This is a genomic window from Streptomyces canus (genome assembly GCF_001514145.1).
Taxonomy (GTDB): Bacteria; Actinomycetota; Actinomycetes; order Streptomycetales; family Streptomycetaceae; genus Streptomyces; species Streptomyces canus.
Window position 1 is genome coordinate 262583 of record NZ_KQ948663.1, and the last position, 15876, is coordinate 278458.

At 70.9% G+C, this 15876-nt stretch carries 17 protein-coding genes; 10 read left to right on the forward strand and 7 right to left on the reverse strand.

Annotated elements, in window-relative coordinates; all coding sequences use genetic code 11:
- Positions 1-67: 67 nt before the first annotated feature.
- Together AQJ46_RS25970 and AQJ46_RS25975 are read right to left on the reverse strand one after the other, a co-directional pair.
- Entirely contained in the window at positions 68-496 is a 429-nt protein-coding gene (locus AQJ46_RS25970) for an FMN-binding protein (RefSeq protein ID WP_059207901.1), read from the reverse strand.
- 10 nt (positions 497-506) lie between these two features.
- Complete coding sequence (locus AQJ46_RS25975; RefSeq protein WP_059207902.1) at positions 507-1859, reverse strand: ferredoxin reductase family protein; 1353 nt, start codon at positions 1857-1859, stop codon at positions 507-509.
- Between the two features lie 150 nt (positions 1860-2009).
- Here AQJ46_RS25975 and AQJ46_RS25980 point away from each other — a divergent pair, with 150 nt between their 5' ends.
- Together AQJ46_RS25980 and AQJ46_RS25985 are read left to right on the forward strand one after the other, a co-directional pair.
- A complete protein-coding gene (locus AQJ46_RS25980; protein ID WP_059207903.1) occupies positions 2010-2750 on the forward strand; it encodes a response regulator transcription factor in 741 nt (246 codons plus the stop codon).
- On the forward strand, positions 2747-4189 hold the full coding sequence (locus tag AQJ46_RS25985) for a sensor histidine kinase (protein WP_059207904.1): 1443 nt from the start codon (positions 2747-2749) through the stop codon (positions 4187-4189). Before AQJ46_RS25980 ends, AQJ46_RS25985 begins: the two co-directional genes overlap by 4 nt.
- A gap of 1 nt (position 4190) precedes the next feature.
- Here AQJ46_RS25985 and AQJ46_RS25990 read toward each other — a convergent pair whose 3' ends face one another.
- Together AQJ46_RS25990 and AQJ46_RS25995 are read right to left on the reverse strand one after the other, a co-directional pair.
- A complete protein-coding gene (locus tag AQJ46_RS25990) occupies positions 4191-4778 on the reverse strand; it encodes a pyridoxamine 5'-phosphate oxidase family protein (RefSeq protein ID WP_059207905.1) in 588 nt (195 codons plus the stop codon).
- A 121-nt stretch (positions 4779-4899) separates the two neighbouring features.
- Positions 4900-5799 carry a hypothetical protein gene (locus AQJ46_RS25995; protein WP_059207906.1) on the reverse strand — a complete coding sequence of 300 codons (900 nt, stop codon included), beginning with the start codon at positions 5797-5799 and terminating at the stop codon, positions 4900-4902.
- 195 nt (positions 5800-5994) lie between these two features.
- Here AQJ46_RS25995 and argH point away from each other — a divergent pair, with 195 nt between their 5' ends.
- The 4 genes from argH (at position 5995) to AQJ46_RS26015 (ending at position 10721) form a co-directional block, all read left to right on the forward strand.
- On the forward strand, positions 5995-7425 hold the full coding sequence (argH, locus tag AQJ46_RS26000) for an argininosuccinate lyase (RefSeq protein ID WP_059207907.1): 1431 nt from the start codon (positions 5995-5997) through the stop codon (positions 7423-7425).
- A gap of 154 nt (positions 7426-7579) precedes the next feature.
- Positions 7580-8551, forward strand: coding sequence for an aldo/keto reductase (locus tag AQJ46_RS26005; protein ID WP_059207908.1), 972 nt, complete (start codon positions 7580-7582; stop codon positions 8549-8551).
- A gap of 83 nt (positions 8552-8634) precedes the next feature.
- Positions 8635-9201, forward strand: coding sequence for a TetR/AcrR family transcriptional regulator (locus AQJ46_RS26010; RefSeq protein ID WP_059207909.1), 567 nt, complete (start codon positions 8635-8637; stop codon positions 9199-9201).
- A complete protein-coding gene (locus tag AQJ46_RS26015; RefSeq protein ID WP_059207910.1) occupies positions 9198-10721 on the forward strand; it encodes an MFS transporter in 1524 nt (507 codons plus the stop codon). The genes AQJ46_RS26010 and AQJ46_RS26015 overlap by 4 nt, the downstream gene beginning before the upstream one ends.
- An 80-nt stretch (positions 10722-10801) precedes the next feature.
- Here AQJ46_RS26015 and AQJ46_RS26020 read toward each other — a convergent pair whose 3' ends face one another.
- Entirely contained in the window at positions 10802-11473 is a 672-nt protein-coding gene (locus tag AQJ46_RS26020; RefSeq protein WP_059207911.1) for a lysophospholipid acyltransferase family protein, read from the reverse strand.
- A gap of 371 nt (positions 11474-11844) precedes the next feature.
- Between AQJ46_RS26020 and AQJ46_RS26025 the strand changes: the two genes are divergently transcribed.
- The 3 genes from AQJ46_RS26025 (at position 11845) to AQJ46_RS26035 (ending at position 14135) form a co-directional block, all read left to right on the forward strand.
- A complete protein-coding gene (locus tag AQJ46_RS26025) occupies positions 11845-13011 on the forward strand; it encodes a glycerophosphodiester phosphodiesterase (protein ID WP_059207912.1) in 1167 nt (388 codons plus the stop codon).
- A 74-nt stretch (positions 13012-13085) separates the two neighbouring features.
- A complete protein-coding gene (locus AQJ46_RS26030) occupies positions 13086-13592 on the forward strand; it encodes a sigma-70 family RNA polymerase sigma factor (protein WP_059207913.1) in 507 nt (168 codons plus the stop codon).
- A 45-nt stretch (positions 13593-13637) separates the two neighbouring features.
- The gene (locus AQJ46_RS26035; RefSeq protein ID WP_059207914.1) at positions 13638-14135 is read left to right on the forward strand and encodes a GNAT family N-acetyltransferase; all 498 of its coding nucleotides are present in this window, start codon (positions 13638-13640) and stop codon (positions 14133-14135) included.
- A gap of 62 nt (positions 14136-14197) precedes the next feature.
- Here AQJ46_RS26035 and AQJ46_RS26040 read toward each other — a convergent pair whose 3' ends face one another.
- Together AQJ46_RS26040 and AQJ46_RS26045 are read right to left on the reverse strand one after the other, a co-directional pair.
- On the reverse strand, positions 14198-14626 hold the full coding sequence (locus AQJ46_RS26040; protein WP_059207915.1) for a hypothetical protein: 429 nt from the start codon (positions 14624-14626) through the stop codon (positions 14198-14200).
- The gene (locus AQJ46_RS26045) at positions 14607-14966 is read right to left on the reverse strand and encodes a hypothetical protein (RefSeq protein ID WP_057614223.1); all 360 of its coding nucleotides are present in this window, start codon (positions 14964-14966) and stop codon (positions 14607-14609) included. The genes AQJ46_RS26040 and AQJ46_RS26045 overlap by 20 nt, the downstream gene beginning before the upstream one ends.
- A gap of 69 nt (positions 14967-15035) precedes the next feature.
- On the opposite strand from AQJ46_RS26045, the gene AQJ46_RS26050 reads away from it, so the two are divergent.
- Complete coding sequence (locus AQJ46_RS26050) at positions 15036-15686, forward strand: HAD family hydrolase (protein WP_059207916.1); 651 nt, start codon at positions 15036-15038, stop codon at positions 15684-15686.
- Positions 15687-15876 lie beyond the last annotated feature (190 nt).

The window sequence follows — 15876 nt, forward strand, 5'->3', positions numbered from 1 at the left end:
GGACGGGGGCAAGGGGGGGTGGGCGTGGTCCCTTGGTCCTGAGATACGTGCCGTGACGCCGGTGTGTTCAGCTGCCCGCGGAGTCCAGTGCGGACTGGAGTGACTGGCGGTAACCGTCGCTTGTGTAGGTGGCCCCCGAGACCGTGTCGATCTCCGCGCTCTGGGCCTGCAGCGCTTCGGTCCGCAGCCGCGGGAGCGCGTAGCTGTTGATCTCCTGGTCCCGGGGGTTGTCCGTGGGGTAGACGACGGCGGTCACGTCGGTGAGCTTGCCGTTCTTCACGGTGACCCGCACCTGTACGGGCCCCCAGCGGGTCTGGACGGAATCGCCGGTGACGGTTCGGGTTCCCGTGACCGCGGGGGCGGTCGACCCGGACGTCACCGCGAGGGCCGGCGAGGCGTGCGGCTTCAGCGACAGCAGCATCACCATGCCGGAGACGGTGGCGGCGCTCGCCAGCACGATCCGGCGCAGCGGGCGGTTCTTCTTCAACGCGTGCACGTGTGAGGCCTCACAGCTCGAAGGATTCGTGGTGGATACGGCGATCGGGAACTCCCGCGGCGCGCAGCTCCTCGTACAGCTCCCGGGCGAACCCGTGCGGGCCGCAGAGATAGACGTCGTGACCGGCCAGGTCGGGGACGGCCGCCCGCAGCGACTCGGCGGTGATACGCGGCCGTTGCCCTTCCGGCCTGTTGAGCAGGTACTGCACCTTCGCCCCGCGCCACCGCGCGACGGCCTCCAACTCCCCGCCCAGCGCGAGGTCCTCGACCGTGCGCGCCCGGTACAGGAGGGTGACCTCGCCCGGCAGCGTCTCGAACAGCGCCCGCAGCGGGGTGATGCCGACCCCGCCGCCGATCAGCAGGGACCTGGGCGAGGTCTGCCGCTCGGCGGTCAGCGATCCGTACGGCCCCTCCGCCCACACCCGCGTGCCCGGCCGCAGCAGGGCCACGGCCGTGCTGTGGTCGCCGAGCGCTTTGACCGTGATCCGCATACGGTCGGGGCGGGGCGGTGCCGACAGGGAGTACGGCGTCGAGGTCCACCGCAGGCCCGGGGCGAGGAACCGCCAGCGGAAGAACTGCCCCGCCCGCGCGCCGAGTCGATCCAGCTCCCGCCCGTGCACGACGACGGACCACACGCCCCGCGCCTCCTGGTGCACGGACTCCACCCGCAGCCGGTGCCGCAGGTTCAGCTTCACCGGCGCGAGGATCCGGAACCACAGCACGAGGGCCGCGACACCGAGGTAGAGCGTGTACCAGGCCGCCGTGGCCGCGGTGTTGCCGTTGAAGTCGTTCCCGAGGGCCAGTTGGTGTCCGAAGGCGAGGAACACGGCCGCGTAGGTGAGGAGATGGACGTAGTACCAGAACTCGTGACCGGTACGGCGGCGCACCGCCCGTGCCGAGGTGACACCGACCGCGAGGAGGACCACCGTGCCGGCGGTCGCCTTGAGCATCTCCGGATAGTCCAGGACCACCGTGACGGTCTCGTGCCACAGCGAGGCGCCGTCCTGAGCCGCGTACCCGGAGAGGATCAGCCCGATGTGCGCGAGCAGCAGGCAGACGGTGTAGCGCCCGGCCATCGCGTGCCAGCGGGCCACCCGGTCCGAACCCACCTGTCGCTCCAGCACCGGCACCCGCGCCATCAGACCCACCAGCACCGCGCAGGCGTACCCGCACAGCAGCCCGGCGATCCGCCCGGCGCCGGTCAGCCACCCGGCCGTACCGACCACGGAACCGGTGTCCGCCCACCACAGGGCGATCACGGCCGCCGCCCCGGCCCACAGCAGGGCCAGCACGGCACCCGCGGGGGAGCGTCGCGCGGGCGGCGCCACGGCCGGTGCGGCCCGCCGCTCGTACACGGTGGTCATAGGTGCGTCCTTTCGCCTGTCCGGGACACCACTGTGCGAGGGGAACCTCTCAGGACCCTCTGAACGGCCACCCCGCAGAGCGCACTCAGAGGAAACTCAGAGCTTCCCGGGGCCCCCGCCGCCCCGGCCAGGGGTGATCCTGGAGAGGTCATGAACACCGCACGCTCCGGCCGCCCCGCTCTCACCCGCCCCGACGGCACCCCGCTGCGGGTCCTCGTCGTCGACGACGACCCGGACCTCGCCGAGGTCCTCTCCGGCGCCCTGCGCTACGAGGGCTGGCAGGTCCGCACGGCCGGCGACGGTGCCTCGGCGGTGACGGCGGCCCGGGAGCTGCTGCCCGACGCCGTCGTCCTGGACGTGATGCTCCCGGACACCGACGGCTTCGCGGTCCTGCGCGCCCTGCACACCGTGAAGGCGGACGTCTGCGTGCTCTTCCTGACCGCCCGGGACGCGGTCGAGGACCGCATCAAGGGCATCACGGCGGGCGGCGACGACTACGTCACCAAGCCCTTCAGCCTGGAGGAGGTCGTCGCCCGGCTGCGCGGACTGCTGCGCCGCGCGGGCATGGCCCGGCAACTCGACGAGGGCCCCCGGCTGACCGTCGGCGACCTGGTCATGGACGAGGAGGCCCGAGAGGTCGCCCGCGGCGGCGAGCTGATCGAACTGTCCCCGACCGAGTTCGAGCTGCTGCGCTTCCTCATGCGCAACCCTCGCCGCGTGCTCAGCAAGGCGCAGATTCTCGACCGGGTGTGGTCCTACGACTTCGGCGGCCGCGCCCATGTCGTCGAGCTGTACATCTCGTATCTGCGCAAGAAGGTGGACGCCGGCCGCGAGCCGATGATCCACACCGTGCGCGGGGCCGGGTACGTGATCAAACCGGTGACGCCATGAGAAGCCTGCGGCCCCACACGCTGCGGGCCCGGCTCACCCTCGGCCTCCTGGTGCTCCTCGCGGTGAGCTGTGCCGCCGTCGGGCTGGCCGCCGTGGTGGAGCTGAACGGCTTCCTCACCAGCCGGCTCGACGAGCAGCTGACCGAGGCCGGGAACAGGTTCGCGGTCAGCCTGGAGCACAAGGAAGAGCCCCAGAAGGACGACCACGACGGCGACGAGCACGCCGACACCCGCCGACAGGCAACGGGCACGTTCGGCGCCCGGCTGCTGAACGGCACGGTCACCAACGCCGCGGTGGTCCGTCCCAGCGGCACCCTGAACGTCGACCTGACCGCCGCCGACCGGGAGCGGCTCGCGGATGTCCCGGTGGACGGCCGGGGCCACAGCGTCGGCCTCTCCGCCCTGGACGACTACCGGGTGATCGCCACCCGAGGGCTGGACGGCGACGTCCTCATCACGGGGATGCCCCTGGAACCCGTCGAGGCCGCCGTTCACCGACTGGAGCTGGTCGCCGGGATCGTCTTCGGCGCCGCCCTCACCGCCGCCGGTGTCGCGGGCGCCCTGTGGGTGCGCTGGTCACTGCGCCCGCTCAGCCGGGTCGCCGCGACCGCCACCCGGGTCAGCGAACTCCCGCTGGCCAGCGGTGAGGTGGCCCTTCCGCCCCGCGCCCCCGAGTCCGATCCGCGCGGTGAGGTGGGCCGGGTCGCCGGCGCCTTCAACCGCATGCTCGGCCATGTCGAGGACGCCCTCACCAAACGCCACGCCAGCGAGGAACGGCTGCGCAGCTTCGCCGCCGACGCCAGCCACGAACTGCGCACCCCGGTCGCCTCGGTGCGCGGCCACGCCGAACTCGCCCTGCTGCACCCCGGCCCGCTGCCGCCGGAGATCACCCGGGCCCTGCAGCGCATCGCCGCCGAGTCGACCCGCATGGGCGCGATGGTCGACGACCTGCTCCTGCTGGCCCGCCTGGACGCGGGCCGCCCCCTGGAGACCGCCCCCGTCGACCTCACCCGCCTGGTCCTCGACGCCCTCACGGACGCGCGGGCCACGGGTTCCGGTCATCGCTGGGAACTGGACCTCCCCGAGGACCCGGTCACGGTGACGGGCGACGCACACCGCCTCCAGCAGGTCCTGGCCAACCTGCTGTCCAACGCCCGGCTGCACACCCCCGAGGGCACCAAGGTGACGGTGACCCTGGAGACCGACGGCACCACGGCGACGTTGAAGGTTCACGACGACGGCCCCGGCATCCCCGCGGACATCCAGCCGGGCGTCTTCGAACGCTTCACCCGCGCCGACCGCAGCACCAAGGCGGAGACCGGCGGCGCGGGCCTGGGACTGTCGATCGTGGTGGCGGTGGTGGAGGCGCACGGGGGGAGCGTGACGGTGGAGAGCGAGCCGGGCTCGACGACCTTCACCGTCCGCATCGGCAAGGCGTGAATCAGACCGCGGACGGCGGCAACGGCAACGGCAGTCCCGGCAGGCCGTCCATGCTCGTGGCGATGTGCTCCTTCTTGGTGAAGTACGCGCTGAGCGAGGCGTCGTCCTCGCGCGCGAACCGCTTGCCGTGCAGCTCGCGGTCGCCTTCGTACGCCATGTAGGGCACCGCGTAACCGCAGGAGTCGCGGACCAGTTCGGCCGTCACGACGACGATCGCCCGCAGCCCGTGCGCGGTCGGGTCGATGTCCGGGAAGCGGGAGAGCAGTTCCCTGAAGCGCGGGTCGTCCCGGAAGACCGGCTCACCGCGCCCGTGCACGCGGACGATGTTGGGCGGCCCCTGGAACGCGCACCACATGAGGGTGATCCGGCCGTTCTCCCGCAGATGCGCGACCGTCTCGGCGCTGGAACCCGCGAAGTCGAGGTAGGCCACGGTGAGTTCGTCGAGGATCGCGAAGGAGCCGCGCAGTCCCTTGGGGGAGAGGTTGACCGTGCCGTCGCCGGACAGGGGCGCGGTCGCGGTGAAGAAGAGGGGCTGCGCCTCGATGAAGGAGCGGAGCCGGCCGTCTATGCGCTCATAGGTCTTTCCCATGTCCAGCCATTATGGGCGCAGACCTTTCGCCTGTCTAAGCAATTTGGGCGTCCCCTCGCGGGAGGACGCCCGTGGCCGCCCCGGCCGGCGCTCACACGGGGCGGCCACAGCGCCTGTCACCTCACTGGGTGAGCGTGCAGGCGGCCAGGGAGCCGAGGCCCTGCGGCTTCTCCGCGGTACGGCCGATGGAGATCGCGATGCGGTCGATGGTCGAGTTCCGCTTGTCGGCCAGCGGGCCGAGGATCGCGTTCTGGACGAAGTTCGGACCGCCCTGGCCGACGGTGTCGACGAGCCGCTTGTTCGCCTCGGCGAGCTGCGTGTCGAGCAGCGCCAGGTTGCGGTCCACCTCGGCCTGCGCCGTGGCGGGGATCGCCGGCAGCTGCGAGGCCACGTCCGGGCAGGAGATGGCGCCCGCGCCGGCGGCCTCACCCGCGTCGCCCGCACCCTCCGCGTTCCCGGTGTCCTCGGCGCCGCCCGCCGCCTCCGAGGCTGCCTCGCTCGGCGTGGCCTCCGCACCCGCGCCGGCCCCGGCCTCCGCACCGGCGCCTGCCTCCTCACCCGCGCCGGCGGCACCGCCGGCGTTCAGGGCGCAGGGAGCCAGGGCGTCGAGGCCCTGCGGCTTGTCGGCCGTACGGCCGATGGCGGTGGCGATGCGGTTGACCGTGGCGATCCGCTTGTCCTCCAGCGGGCCGAGGATGGCGTTCTGGACGAAGTTGGGCCCGCCCTGGCCGACGGTGTCGACGAGCCGCTTGTTGGCCTCGTCGATCTGGGTCTGGAGCAGGGTCAGGTTGCGGTCGACCTCGGCCTGCGCGGTGGCCGGGATCTCCGGCAGCTGGGAGGCCACGTCCGGGCACGTGATGCTGCCGACGTCGGCCAGCGTGCGGGCGGTTGCGGTGCCGCTCTTGGAGGTCTCCCCGGCGAGGGCGGTGCCGGCGACGATCGCCCCGGTCAGTGCCACGGCGGCGGCGCCGCCGATGATCGCCACGCGGCGCTTGTTGTACTTAGGAAGAGCCCTGGACATGCGGATGCCTCACTCGGGGTCGGGAGTGGTCTTCTTGACAAACGCGGCGCCTGCGTTCGGCGGGAAGTACGAGCAAGCGGTTTCCCGTGTTCAAAGGGAGCGCAAATTCCTCACCGCCGGACCCGGATTGACGAATCATGCAGGACTCTGCATAATCATGCATAACGTTGAGTGCAGCCGTGAGGAGCAACGCAAGTGAGCAGCAGCAGCGGTGACGTCCGGCTCTGGGGCGGCCGTTTCGCCGACGGTCCCGCCGAGGCCCTGGCCAGGCTGTCCGCGTCCGTCCACTTCGACTGGCGGCTCGCGCCGTACGACATCGCCGGTTCGCGCGCCCACGCGCGCGTGCTGCACAAGGCGGGACTGCTGAGCGAGGACGAGCTCCAGCGCATGCACGCGGGGCTCGACCAGCTCGAAGCCGATGTGGCCGACGGCTCCTTCGTGGGCACCATCGCCGACGAGGACTGCCACACCGCCCTGGAGCGCGGCCTGCTGGAGCGCGTCGGCCCCGACCTCGGCGGCAAGCTGCGCGCGGGCCGCTCGCGCAACGACCAGATCGCGACCCTCTTCCGCATGTACCTGCGGGACCACGCCCGCATCATCGGCGGCCTGATCGCCGAGCTCCAGGACGCGCTGGTCGGCCTGGCGGAGGCCCACCCGGACGTGGCGATGCCCGGCCGCACCCACCTCCAGCACGCCCAGCCGGTCCTGTTCGCCCACCACGTCCTGGCCCACGTCCAGTCCCTGTCCCGGGACGCGGAGCGGCTGCGCCAGTGGGACGAGCGCACGGCCGTCTCGCCGTACGGCTCGGGCGCCCTGGCCGGTTCCTCCCTGGGCCTTGATCCGGAGGCGGTCGCGAAGGACCTCGGCTTCGAGCACGGCAGCGTCGGCAACTCCATCGACGGCACGGCCTCCCGTGACTTCGTCGCCGAGTTCGCCTTCATCACCGCGATGATCGGCGTCAACCTCTCCCGGATCGCCGAGGAGATCATCATCTGGAACACGAAGGAGTTCTCCTTCGTGACCCTGCACGACGCGTTCTCCACCGGCTCGTCGATCATGCCGCAGAAGAAGAACCCGGACATCGCGGAGCTGGCGCGCGGCAAGTCCGGCCGTCTGATCGGCAACCTGACGGGTCTGATGGCCACGCTCAAGGCCCTGCCCCTCGCCTACAACCGCGACCTCCAGGAGGACAAGGAGCCGGTCTTCGACTCCTGCGACCAGCTGGAGGTCCTGCTCCCCGCCTTCACCGGCATGATGGCGACCCTCACCGTCAACCGCGAGCGCATGGAGGAACTGGCCCCGGCCGGCTTCTCCCTCGCCACCGACATCGCCGAGTGGCTGGTCAAGCAGGGCGTCCCCTTCCGGGTGGCCCACGAGGTGGCCGGCGAGTGCGTCAAGGCGGCGGAGGCCGAGGGCAAGGAACTGAGCGACCTGACGGACGACCAGTTCGCCAAGATCTCCGCCCACCTGACCCCGGAGGTCCGGTCGGTGCTCAACGTCCCCGGCGCCCTGGCCTCCCGCAACAGCAGGGGAGGCACGGCTCCGAGCGCGGTGGCGGTCCAACTCGCGGAAGTGAAGGCGGACGTGGCCGCTCAGCACAAGTGGGCGGAGGCGAAGCGCCCTTAGGGGCGCGGGGAACGGCGCGACAAGCCACGACGGATCCGCACCCGCCCACAAGCCGGTACCCACCGAGCTCTTGGGCGCGCGGTTCCGTCACCGAAGGTCATCGCGGGTTACGTTGGTCGGAAGCCGTACCGGACCCGACCGAACGGAGCCCGCGATGCCCTTCGCCCGACTGGCCGCAGCGACAACCCCCACCTGCCACATCGGACTCGGCCTCGCCGCCGTCGGACGCCCCGGCTACATCAACCTCGGCCGGGACGAAGACCTCGGAGACGATCGCAGCGTAGAGACCCTCCGCACCCGCACCCACGAACTCCTCGACGCCGCCTACTTCCAGGGCGTCCGCTACTTCGACGTGGCCCGCTCCTACGGCCGCTCCGAGGAGTTCCTCGCCGACTGGCTCGACAAGAACCCCGGCATCGACGACGTGGTCGTCGGCAGCAAGTGGGGCTACACCTACACCGCCGACTGGACCACCGACGCCGAACATCACGAGGTCAAGGACCACAGCGTCCAGACCTACGACCGTCAGCGCGCCGAAACCGCCGAACTGCTCGGCGACCGCCTCGACCTCTACCAGATCCACTCGGTGACCCCGGACAGCCCGGCCCTCACCGACAAGGAACTCCACGCGAGGCTCGCCGAGGCGGCCGCCCAGGGCACCTCGATCGGCTTCTCCACCAGCGGCCCCGCCCAGGCGGACACCATCCGCGCCGCCCTCGCCGTGACGGTCGACGGCGAGCCGCTCTTCCGTACCGTCCAGTCGACCTACAACGCCCTGGAGACCTCGGCCGCCCCCGCCCTCGCCGAGGCCCACGACGCGGGCCTCACGGTGATCGTCAAGGAGGGCATGGCCAACGGCAGGCTCGCCGAGCCGCACGCCCCGGACGCCCTGAAGGCCGTAGCGGCGGAAACCTCCCTGGGCTGCGACGCCGTGGCGCTCGCTCTCGTCCTTCGTCAGCCCTGGGCAGGAGTCGTCCTCTCGGGGGCCGCCACCACCGTCCAGCTCGCGTCCAATCTGCACGCGGCCGTCGTGGACCTCGACGACGAGCAGCTGTCCCGGCTGGCGGGGCTGGCCGAGGAGCCGGGCGTGTACTGGGAACGCCGCCGCCGGCTGCCCTGGCACTGACGAGACCTCTGTTCAGCGGTCGCACATGAGACAGTCATGCCCGCTGTGAGACATGAATGTCTCACATGGTCTATAGTCGTCTCATGGCTGTCGATCGTGACCATGTGCTGCGCAGTGCCGCGGCCCTGCTGACCCGCCGATCCACCGCGACCATGGACGAGGTCGCCAAGTCCGCCGGGATCAGCCGGGCCACGCTGCACCGCCACTTCGCCGGACGCGACGCGCTCGTACGCGCACTGGAGTCGCTGGGCATCGAGGAGTGCGAGAAAGCGCTCGACGCCGCCCGGCTGGACGAGGGGCCGGCGAGTGATGCCGTGCGGCGCCTGGTCCGCGAGGCCGAACCCGCGGCCGGACTCCTCGCCTTCCTCTACACGGAGAACCAGCTCTTCGAGGGCGAGGAGCAGCACGACGGCTGGGCCCGGATCGACGCCCGCATCTCCGCGCTGTTCCGGCGCGGCCAGCAGAGCGGCGAGTTCCGCATCGACCTCACGCCGGTCTGGCTCACCGAGGCCCTGTTCGGCCTGCTCGCCTCCGCCGTCTGGCTGCTCCAGAGCGGCAAGGGGGCCCCCAAGGACTTCCACCACATGACCGTCGAGCTGCTGCTCGGTGGCGCACTACGTCATTCCGTACGACCGATAGAGGAATCATGACCAGCACCCTGCAGCCGGCGACCGCGACCGAGGCGGTGAAGCGTCCCGGCCGTTGGCTCGCGCTGTCCGTCCTGGTGCTCGCCGTGCTGCTGGTGGCCGTCGACGCGACCGTCCTCGGCCTCGCGACCCCGTACATCAGCGAGGACCTCGAGCCGACCGGCACCCAGCTCCTGTGGATCGGTGACGTCTACTCGTTCGTCATCGCGGGCCTGCTGGTGTCGATGGGCAGCCTCGGCGACCGCATCGGCCGCAAGCGGATCCTGCTGCTGGGCGCGACGGCGTTCGGCGCGATGTCGGTCCTCAACGCCTATGCGACGACACCGGAGTTGTTGATCCTGGCGCGGGCGCTGCTCGGCGTCGCCGGCGCGACCCTGATGCCCGCCACCCTGGCCCTGATCCGCAACCTCTTCCACGACCCGCGCGAACGCAGCCTCGCCGTCGGCATCTGGGGCGCGGCCGCCTCCGCCGGTACCGCGATCGGACCCATCGTCGGCGGCTTCCTCCTCGAACACTTCTGGTGGGGCTCGGTCTTCCTGATCAACCTGCCCGTGATGGCGGTCCTGGTCCTCGTCGGCATCAGGTTCCTGCCCGAGTCCCGCAACCCGAACCCGGGCCCCTGGGACATGGCCGGCGTCGCGCTGTCCCTGGCCGGCATGATCGGAGTGGTCTACGCCGTCAAGGAGACCGCCGCGCACGGCATCACATGGGAGCCGGCCGCCGCGGGAGTCCTCGGCGCGGCAGCCCTGTACGCCTTCGTCCGCCGCCAGCTCACCCTCCCCGCACCCCTGCTGGACATGCGCCTCTTCCGCAACCGCGGCTTCAGCGGCGCCGTCCTGGCCGACCTCCTGACCATCCTCGGCCTCTCCGGACTGGTCTTCTTCCTCTCCCAGTACCTGCAACTCGTACAGGAAAGAGGCCCGTTGGAGGCGGGCCTGGCCGAACTCCCGGCGGCGGTGGGCGCGGTGGCGGCGGGCCTGGTCGCGGGCACGGTGGCCCGCCGTTACTCGGTGCGCGCGGTCGTCTCCGGGGGCCTGGCGGCCATCGGCGTGGCCCTGGCGGCCCTGACCCTGCTCGACCAGTCCACGGGCTACCCCCTGCTGGGCGCCGCCCTGCTGGTGGTCGGTGTGGGCGCGGGCTTCTCCTTCACGGTGACCGCCGACGTGATCCTGTCGAGCGTCCCCAAGGACCACGCGGGCTCGGCATCGGCGGTGTCGGAGACGGCGTACGAACTGGGCGCGGCCCTGGGCATCGCGGTACTGGGCTCGATCGTGACGGGCGTGTACCGGGGCTTCGCGGCCCCCGCGGGCACGCCGGAAGGGGCGCACGAGTCCCTGGGCGGCGCGGTGGAGGCGGCGTCCGGACTGCCGACGAACACGGCTCAGGACCTGCTGTCGTCCGCTCGAGCGGCTTTCGTGGACGGCCTCACCATCGCCGCGGGCGCGGGAGCAGCGGTCCTGCTCGCGACGGCAGTGGCCGCGTGGTTCATGCTGAAGGACCAACGGCTCGACAGTCGCCCTTAGGGGCGCGGGGCTGTATCCATCTGCGGCTCCGCCGGGTGGGCGCGACCAGCCCCGACGGCGCCGCACCCGACAACGAATCCCTACGCGGCCTTCGCCTTGGTGGCGTACATGTCCACGTACTCCTGCCCGGACAACCGCATGACCTCGGTCATCACGGAGTCCGTCACGGCCCGCAGCACATACCGGTCCCGGTCCATGCCCTCGTACCGGGAGAACTCCATCGCCTCACCGAAGCGAACCGTGACCCGCCCCGGGCGGGGCATCCCCGCACCCCCCGGCTGCAACTTGTCCGTGCCGATCATCGCGAAGGGCACCACCGGCGCCCCCGTCATGAGCGTCAGACGGGCGATACCGGTGCGCCCCCGGTAGAGCCGGCCGTCGGGAGACCGCGTGCCCTCGGGGTAGATCCCGAAGACCTTGCCCTCCTCCAGCACCCGCCGGCCGGTCATCAGCGCGGCGACGCCCCCGCGACCGCCGTCGCGGTCCACCGGGATCATGCCGACGCCGATGAAGAACCACGCCATGAGACGGCCCTTGAGGGTCTTGCCGGTGACGTACTCGTCCTTGCCGATGAAGAACACCTGCCGGTCGCACACCAGCGGAAGGATCATCGAGTCGATGAAGGTGAGGTGGTTGCCGGCCAGGATGACGGGACCGTCACCCGGGATGTGCTCCGCGCCCTCCACCCGTGGGCGGAACATCAGGCGCATGATCGGTCCGAGCACTGCCTTGATGAGCGCGAAGCGGGACAACGGGCCCTCCGGTGTCAAGAGAACGGCCAGGGAAACTGTATGAGTCTGTGCAGGTGAGGACATTACTCGCGGCTCGGGGGATCGTGCACATCGCGCGCCCGCGGTTCACCGAGGTCTTACGCACTATTGACACTCGTTTACCTGCGGATGGACCGCGTTGCCTCCCGGAAACCCGGGCGGAACGATGTGACGGAGGTCGCCCCGATCGACGCGTACCCCGCCCTCCGGTCCCGAAGCCGACGAGTCGTCAGACATTAGTTCCCATGCGACATCCCACGTCACCCGCGTGTTCCGCCGGAGGTCTCCCGTCCGTCATGGACACGCACCTACGATCGGCCCGCATCGAAGAGGCGACGGCAGGAGGGGTCCCCATGGGATCGCAGGACGAGCACACGGACGGCACCGGACGACGGGCACTTCTCGGGGCTGCGATGTTCGGCGCCGGGGGAGCGGTCCTGGGCCTGTCCGGTACGGCGAGAGCCGCCGGGGCCCAGTCCGCCGGGCACGGTGGCGGGTTGAAGAGCCTGCCCGTGCCGACGGTCATCGGCCACCGGGGCGCCAGCGGCTACCGCCCCGAGCACACCTTCGGCTCCTACCAGCTCGCCCTCGACCTGGGCGCCGACGTCGTCGAGGCCGGCGACCTCGTCCCCACCCGGGACGGCCACCTGGTCTGCCGCCACGAACCGGAGATCGGCGGCACCACGAACGTCGCCGACCACCCCGAGTTCGCCGACCGCAGGACCACCAAGGTCCTCGACGGTGTCTCCACGACCGGCTGGTTCACCGAGGACTTCACGCTCGCCGAGCTCAAGACGCTCCGCGCGATCGAGCGCATCCCGGCCAACCGCCCGCACAACACGCTCTACAACGGCCGCTGGTCCATCCCCACCTTCGAGGAAGTCCTGAAGTGGCAGGACGAGCAGACCCGCAAGCGCGGCAAGCAGGTCTGGATCTACCCCGAGACCAAGCACCCCACCTACTTCCGGGCGCTCGGCCTCGGCCTCGAGGAGCGGGTCGCGAAGCTCCTGCACCGGCACGGCAAGGACAAGCGGAACTCCCCGGTCATCCTGCAGTCCTTCGAGCCGACCAGCATCCGGCGCCTGAACAAGCTGGTCGACAACCCCCTCGTCGTGCTCCTGTCCGCCGCGAACACCCGGCCCTGGGACTTCGTCGAGAAGGGCGACCCGCGGACCGTCGCCGACCTGATCACCCCCAAGGGCCTCAGGGAGATCGCGGGCTACGCGCAGGGCATCGGCCCGACCCTCGACCTGGTCATCACGAAGAAGGGGGACGGCAGCCTCGACAAGGAGACGACCCTCGTCGCCGACGCCCACAAGGTCGGGCTGGTCCTGCACCCCTACACCATGCGCAACGAGAACCCCTTCCTTCCGGCGGAGTACCGCAGGGGCACGGACGCGGACGCCTATGGAGACGCCTTCGGCGCGTTCAAGAGGTACTTCGCCACCGGCATCGACGGCGTCTTCACCGACAACGCGGACACGGGCGTCCTCGCCCGCGCGGACTTCGTCAACGGCTGAGCCACCGTGCCCCGATCGGGGTGACTTGCCGACGCCCGGGCAACCCAGGCCCGGGCGGCCGGGTCGTACCGCATATGACGCACGACTTGGTCACCGCCCTGCGCCCGCTGCTGACCGCCGAGGCCTCCGCGGAGGCACATGCCACCGGTACGGAACCGGCCGACCTGGAGCAGGCGGTGTGGCTCCGCCTCCTGGAGCACCTGGAGACGCAGGGCCCGCCCCTCGACCTGCCCGGCTGGCTCCGCCGCGCCGTCCGGTCCGAGTCCCGCCGCAGCCGTCGTACGACCCGCCTGGAACGGCCGTACGACACCGAACCCGCGGCCGACGACGACCGCACCCCCGAACAGCTCACCCTCGCGGCGGCCCGCCGCCGGGCCCTGCACGACGCGGTGCGCCGACTGCCCGGCCGCTGCCCCTCGCTCATGGCGGCCCTCCTCTCCCCGCGGGACCTGACCTACCGGGAGATCGCGGGGGAGTTGGGTATCTCACAGGGCAGTCTTGGTCCGGAACGTTCCAGATGCCTGGGATGTCTTCGCAGATTGCTCACACCGGAGGTTGCGACACACCGGGGGCGGGGATAGGAGTGGGGGACAACAGGCGATCAGGTGAGCGGGAGGCGTGCGCACATGGGCATGAGCGTGACCATCTCTGCGGCGGCCGAGCAGGACGCGGAGCAGATCTTCAGGCTGCAGTACCTGTGCTTCCAGAGTGAGGCGGCGCTGTACGGCAACTACCGCATCGATCCGCTCGTCCAGAGCCTGGACTCGGTCCGCGCGGAGGTGGCCGCGGACTGCGTCTTCGTGGCCCGCCTGGGCGAAGAGGTGGTCGGCTCGGTCCGCGGCCGCGTCACCGAGGACGGCTCCGCCGCCATCGGCAAGCTCTGCGTCCACCCCCGCCTCCAGGGCCACGGCATCGGCGCCCGCCTTCTCCGAGCGGCCGAAGCCGCCCTGGCGGAGGAGCGCGGCGCCACCAGCTTCCGCCTCTTCACCGGCCACCGCAGCGAGGGCAACCTCCGCCTCTACCGCAAGGTCGGCTACCAGACGGTGGGCACGTCGGAGGGCGCGGACGGGGTCCCGATGATCGTCCTGGAGAAGCCCGCAGGCACATATGCGGCAACCGCATAGTTTTTAAGGGGCGCGGGGAACTGCGCGACCAGCCACGGCTGACCGGATGCCGCCCGAGGACCTCAGGCGGCATCCTCCCTGGTCGCAGCCTTCCGCAACCAGTAAATGGCGGAAAGCGGCAAGAGCACGGGGATGAACAGATACCCGATCCCGAAGTCCGACCACACGGTCGCATCCGGAAACGCCGACGGCTCCACCAACGTCCAGGTGCCCACGGTCAGCACGCCCAGCAGCTCAACTACACAGCACACCAGCGCCGCCTTACGGGCCGTCTCACCACCGCGCACCAGCGAGTACGTGATGAAGCCGTACACGACACCCGCAACGGCGGACAGCGAATACGCCAGCGGCGCCCGGTCGAACTCCGTGGAGATCTGCACGGCGGACCGAGACACCGCCCCGACGACCATCACCCCGTACAACCAGACGAGCAGCGTCCCCGGCCCACTGGTCAGCCGTCGCCGACTCACCTCAGCCTCCCCAGATGTCATAGAGCCGCACCTCCAGAACGGCCAGCACCACACCGCCGGCGGCAACCGTCACCGATCCCCACCGCGTCCGCTCCGTGAGCGACATGATCCCCGCCGCCGGCACACACGCGAACGCCCCCAGCAGATAGGCGACGAAGATCGTCGTCCCCTGCTCCGGCTTCTCGCCCCGCGCGAGCTGCACGATCCCGATCACCAGCTGGACCAGCGCCAGCACCGACACCACGGCCATCCCGATGAAGTGCCAGTCCTTGGTCGGCTGATCACGGTACGCGGCCCAGCCGCACCAGGCGGCCAGCAGCAGCGCGGCGACGCCGGTCACCAGCGTCAGGGCATCAAACATGCGGCGAGCCTATTACGGTCCAAAAGGCCTGATGCGGCCGCCCCCGCACGGCACCGTAGGGTCGAAGCCATGAAGATCTCTGCCGAAGCCCTCCTGTTCGACAACGACGGAACCCTCGTCTCCTCCCTGGATTCCGTCCACCGCTGCTGGACGCGCTGGGCCGAGGAGTTCGGCATCACCGCCGAGGAGTTCGCCCGTGTCGAACTGCATGGGCGACCGGCCGTCGAGATAGCCGCCGACCTGCTCCCCGCCGACGTCGTGCCGCGGGCCCTCGCGCGGATCGAACAGCTGGAGGTGGAGGACGTACCCAACGGCGGTGTCCTTCTGCTCCCCGGCACCAGGGCCTTCCTCGACGCCCTGCCCGCCGACCGCTGGGCCGTCGTCACCTCCGCCACCCGCCGGCTCGCCGAGGCCCGTCTCGAAGCGGTCGGCATCCTCCCCAAGACGCTGGTCGCCGCCGACGACGTCACCCGCGGCAAGCCGGACCCCGAGCCCTATCTGCTCGCCGCTCGCGAACTCGGCATCGACCCGGCCCGCTGCGTCGTCTTCGAGGACGCCCCCGCGGGCCTGCGCGCCGGCCGGGCCGCCGGGATGACCACCGTGGCATTGACCACAACTCATCAGGCCCACGAGCTCGATGCCGACCTGGTGGTCGAGAATCTGTCGGCCTTGTCGGCACTGGTCATCGGCGGGAACGTGGAGATCTCCGTCCGGTCCTGAGGCATGTCCACCGTTGTCCGTCATTCGGACAACGGGTTCTTGGTCGCTCCCATACGTCTGCTTTACTGATCGCATGACCATGACGAGCTGCCGCACCCTTGCGACCGAGGCGACCCTGACGCCCGGTGCTCGTTGTATGTGTCGAATGTGCGCCTGCTAGAGGGCCCCCGCACCACCCCCTGAGCTCGCG

Excerpts from the sequence above, each read along its gene's own strand:
- AQJ46_RS25975 (WP_059207902.1), bottom strand. The coding sequence starts at position 1,859 with ATGACCACCGTGTACGAGCGGCGGGCCGCACCGGCCGTGGCGCCGCCC.
- AQJ46_RS25980 (WP_059207903.1), top strand. The coding sequence starts at position 2,010 with ATGAACACCGCACGCTCCGGCCGCCCCGCTCTCACCCGCCCCGACGGC.
- AQJ46_RS25985 (WP_059207904.1), top strand. The coding sequence starts at position 2,747 with ATGAGAAGCCTGCGGCCCCACACGCTGCGGGCCCGGCTCACCCTCGGC.
- AQJ46_RS25990 (WP_059207905.1), bottom strand. The coding sequence starts at position 4,778 with ATGGGAAAGACCTATGAGCGCATAGACGGCCGGCTCCGCTCCTTCATC.
- AQJ46_RS25995 (WP_059207906.1), bottom strand. The coding sequence starts at position 5,799 with ATGTCCAGGGCTCTTCCTAAGTACAACAAGCGCCGCGTGGCGATCATC.
- AQJ46_RS26005 (WP_059207908.1), top strand. The coding sequence starts at position 7,580 with ATGCCCTTCGCCCGACTGGCCGCAGCGACAACCCCCACCTGCCACATC.
- AQJ46_RS26010 (WP_059207909.1), top strand. The coding sequence starts at position 8,635 with ATGGCTGTCGATCGTGACCATGTGCTGCGCAGTGCCGCGGCCCTGCTG.
- AQJ46_RS26015 (WP_059207910.1), top strand. The coding sequence starts at position 9,198 with ATGACCAGCACCCTGCAGCCGGCGACCGCGACCGAGGCGGTGAAGCGT.
- AQJ46_RS26025 (WP_059207912.1), top strand. The coding sequence starts at position 11,845 with ATGGGATCGCAGGACGAGCACACGGACGGCACCGGACGACGGGCACTT.
- AQJ46_RS26030 (WP_059207913.1), top strand. The coding sequence starts at position 13,086 with ATGACGCACGACTTGGTCACCGCCCTGCGCCCGCTGCTGACCGCCGAG.
- AQJ46_RS26035 (WP_059207914.1), top strand. The coding sequence starts at position 13,638 with ATGGGCATGAGCGTGACCATCTCTGCGGCGGCCGAGCAGGACGCGGAG.
- AQJ46_RS26040 (WP_059207915.1), bottom strand. The coding sequence starts at position 14,626 with ATGACATCTGGGGAGGCTGAGGTGAGTCGGCGACGGCTGACCAGTGGG.
- AQJ46_RS26045 (WP_057614223.1), bottom strand. The coding sequence starts at position 14,966 with ATGTTTGATGCCCTGACGCTGGTGACCGGCGTCGCCGCGCTGCTGCTG.
- AQJ46_RS26050 (WP_059207916.1), top strand. The coding sequence starts at position 15,036 with ATGAAGATCTCTGCCGAAGCCCTCCTGTTCGACAACGACGGAACCCTC.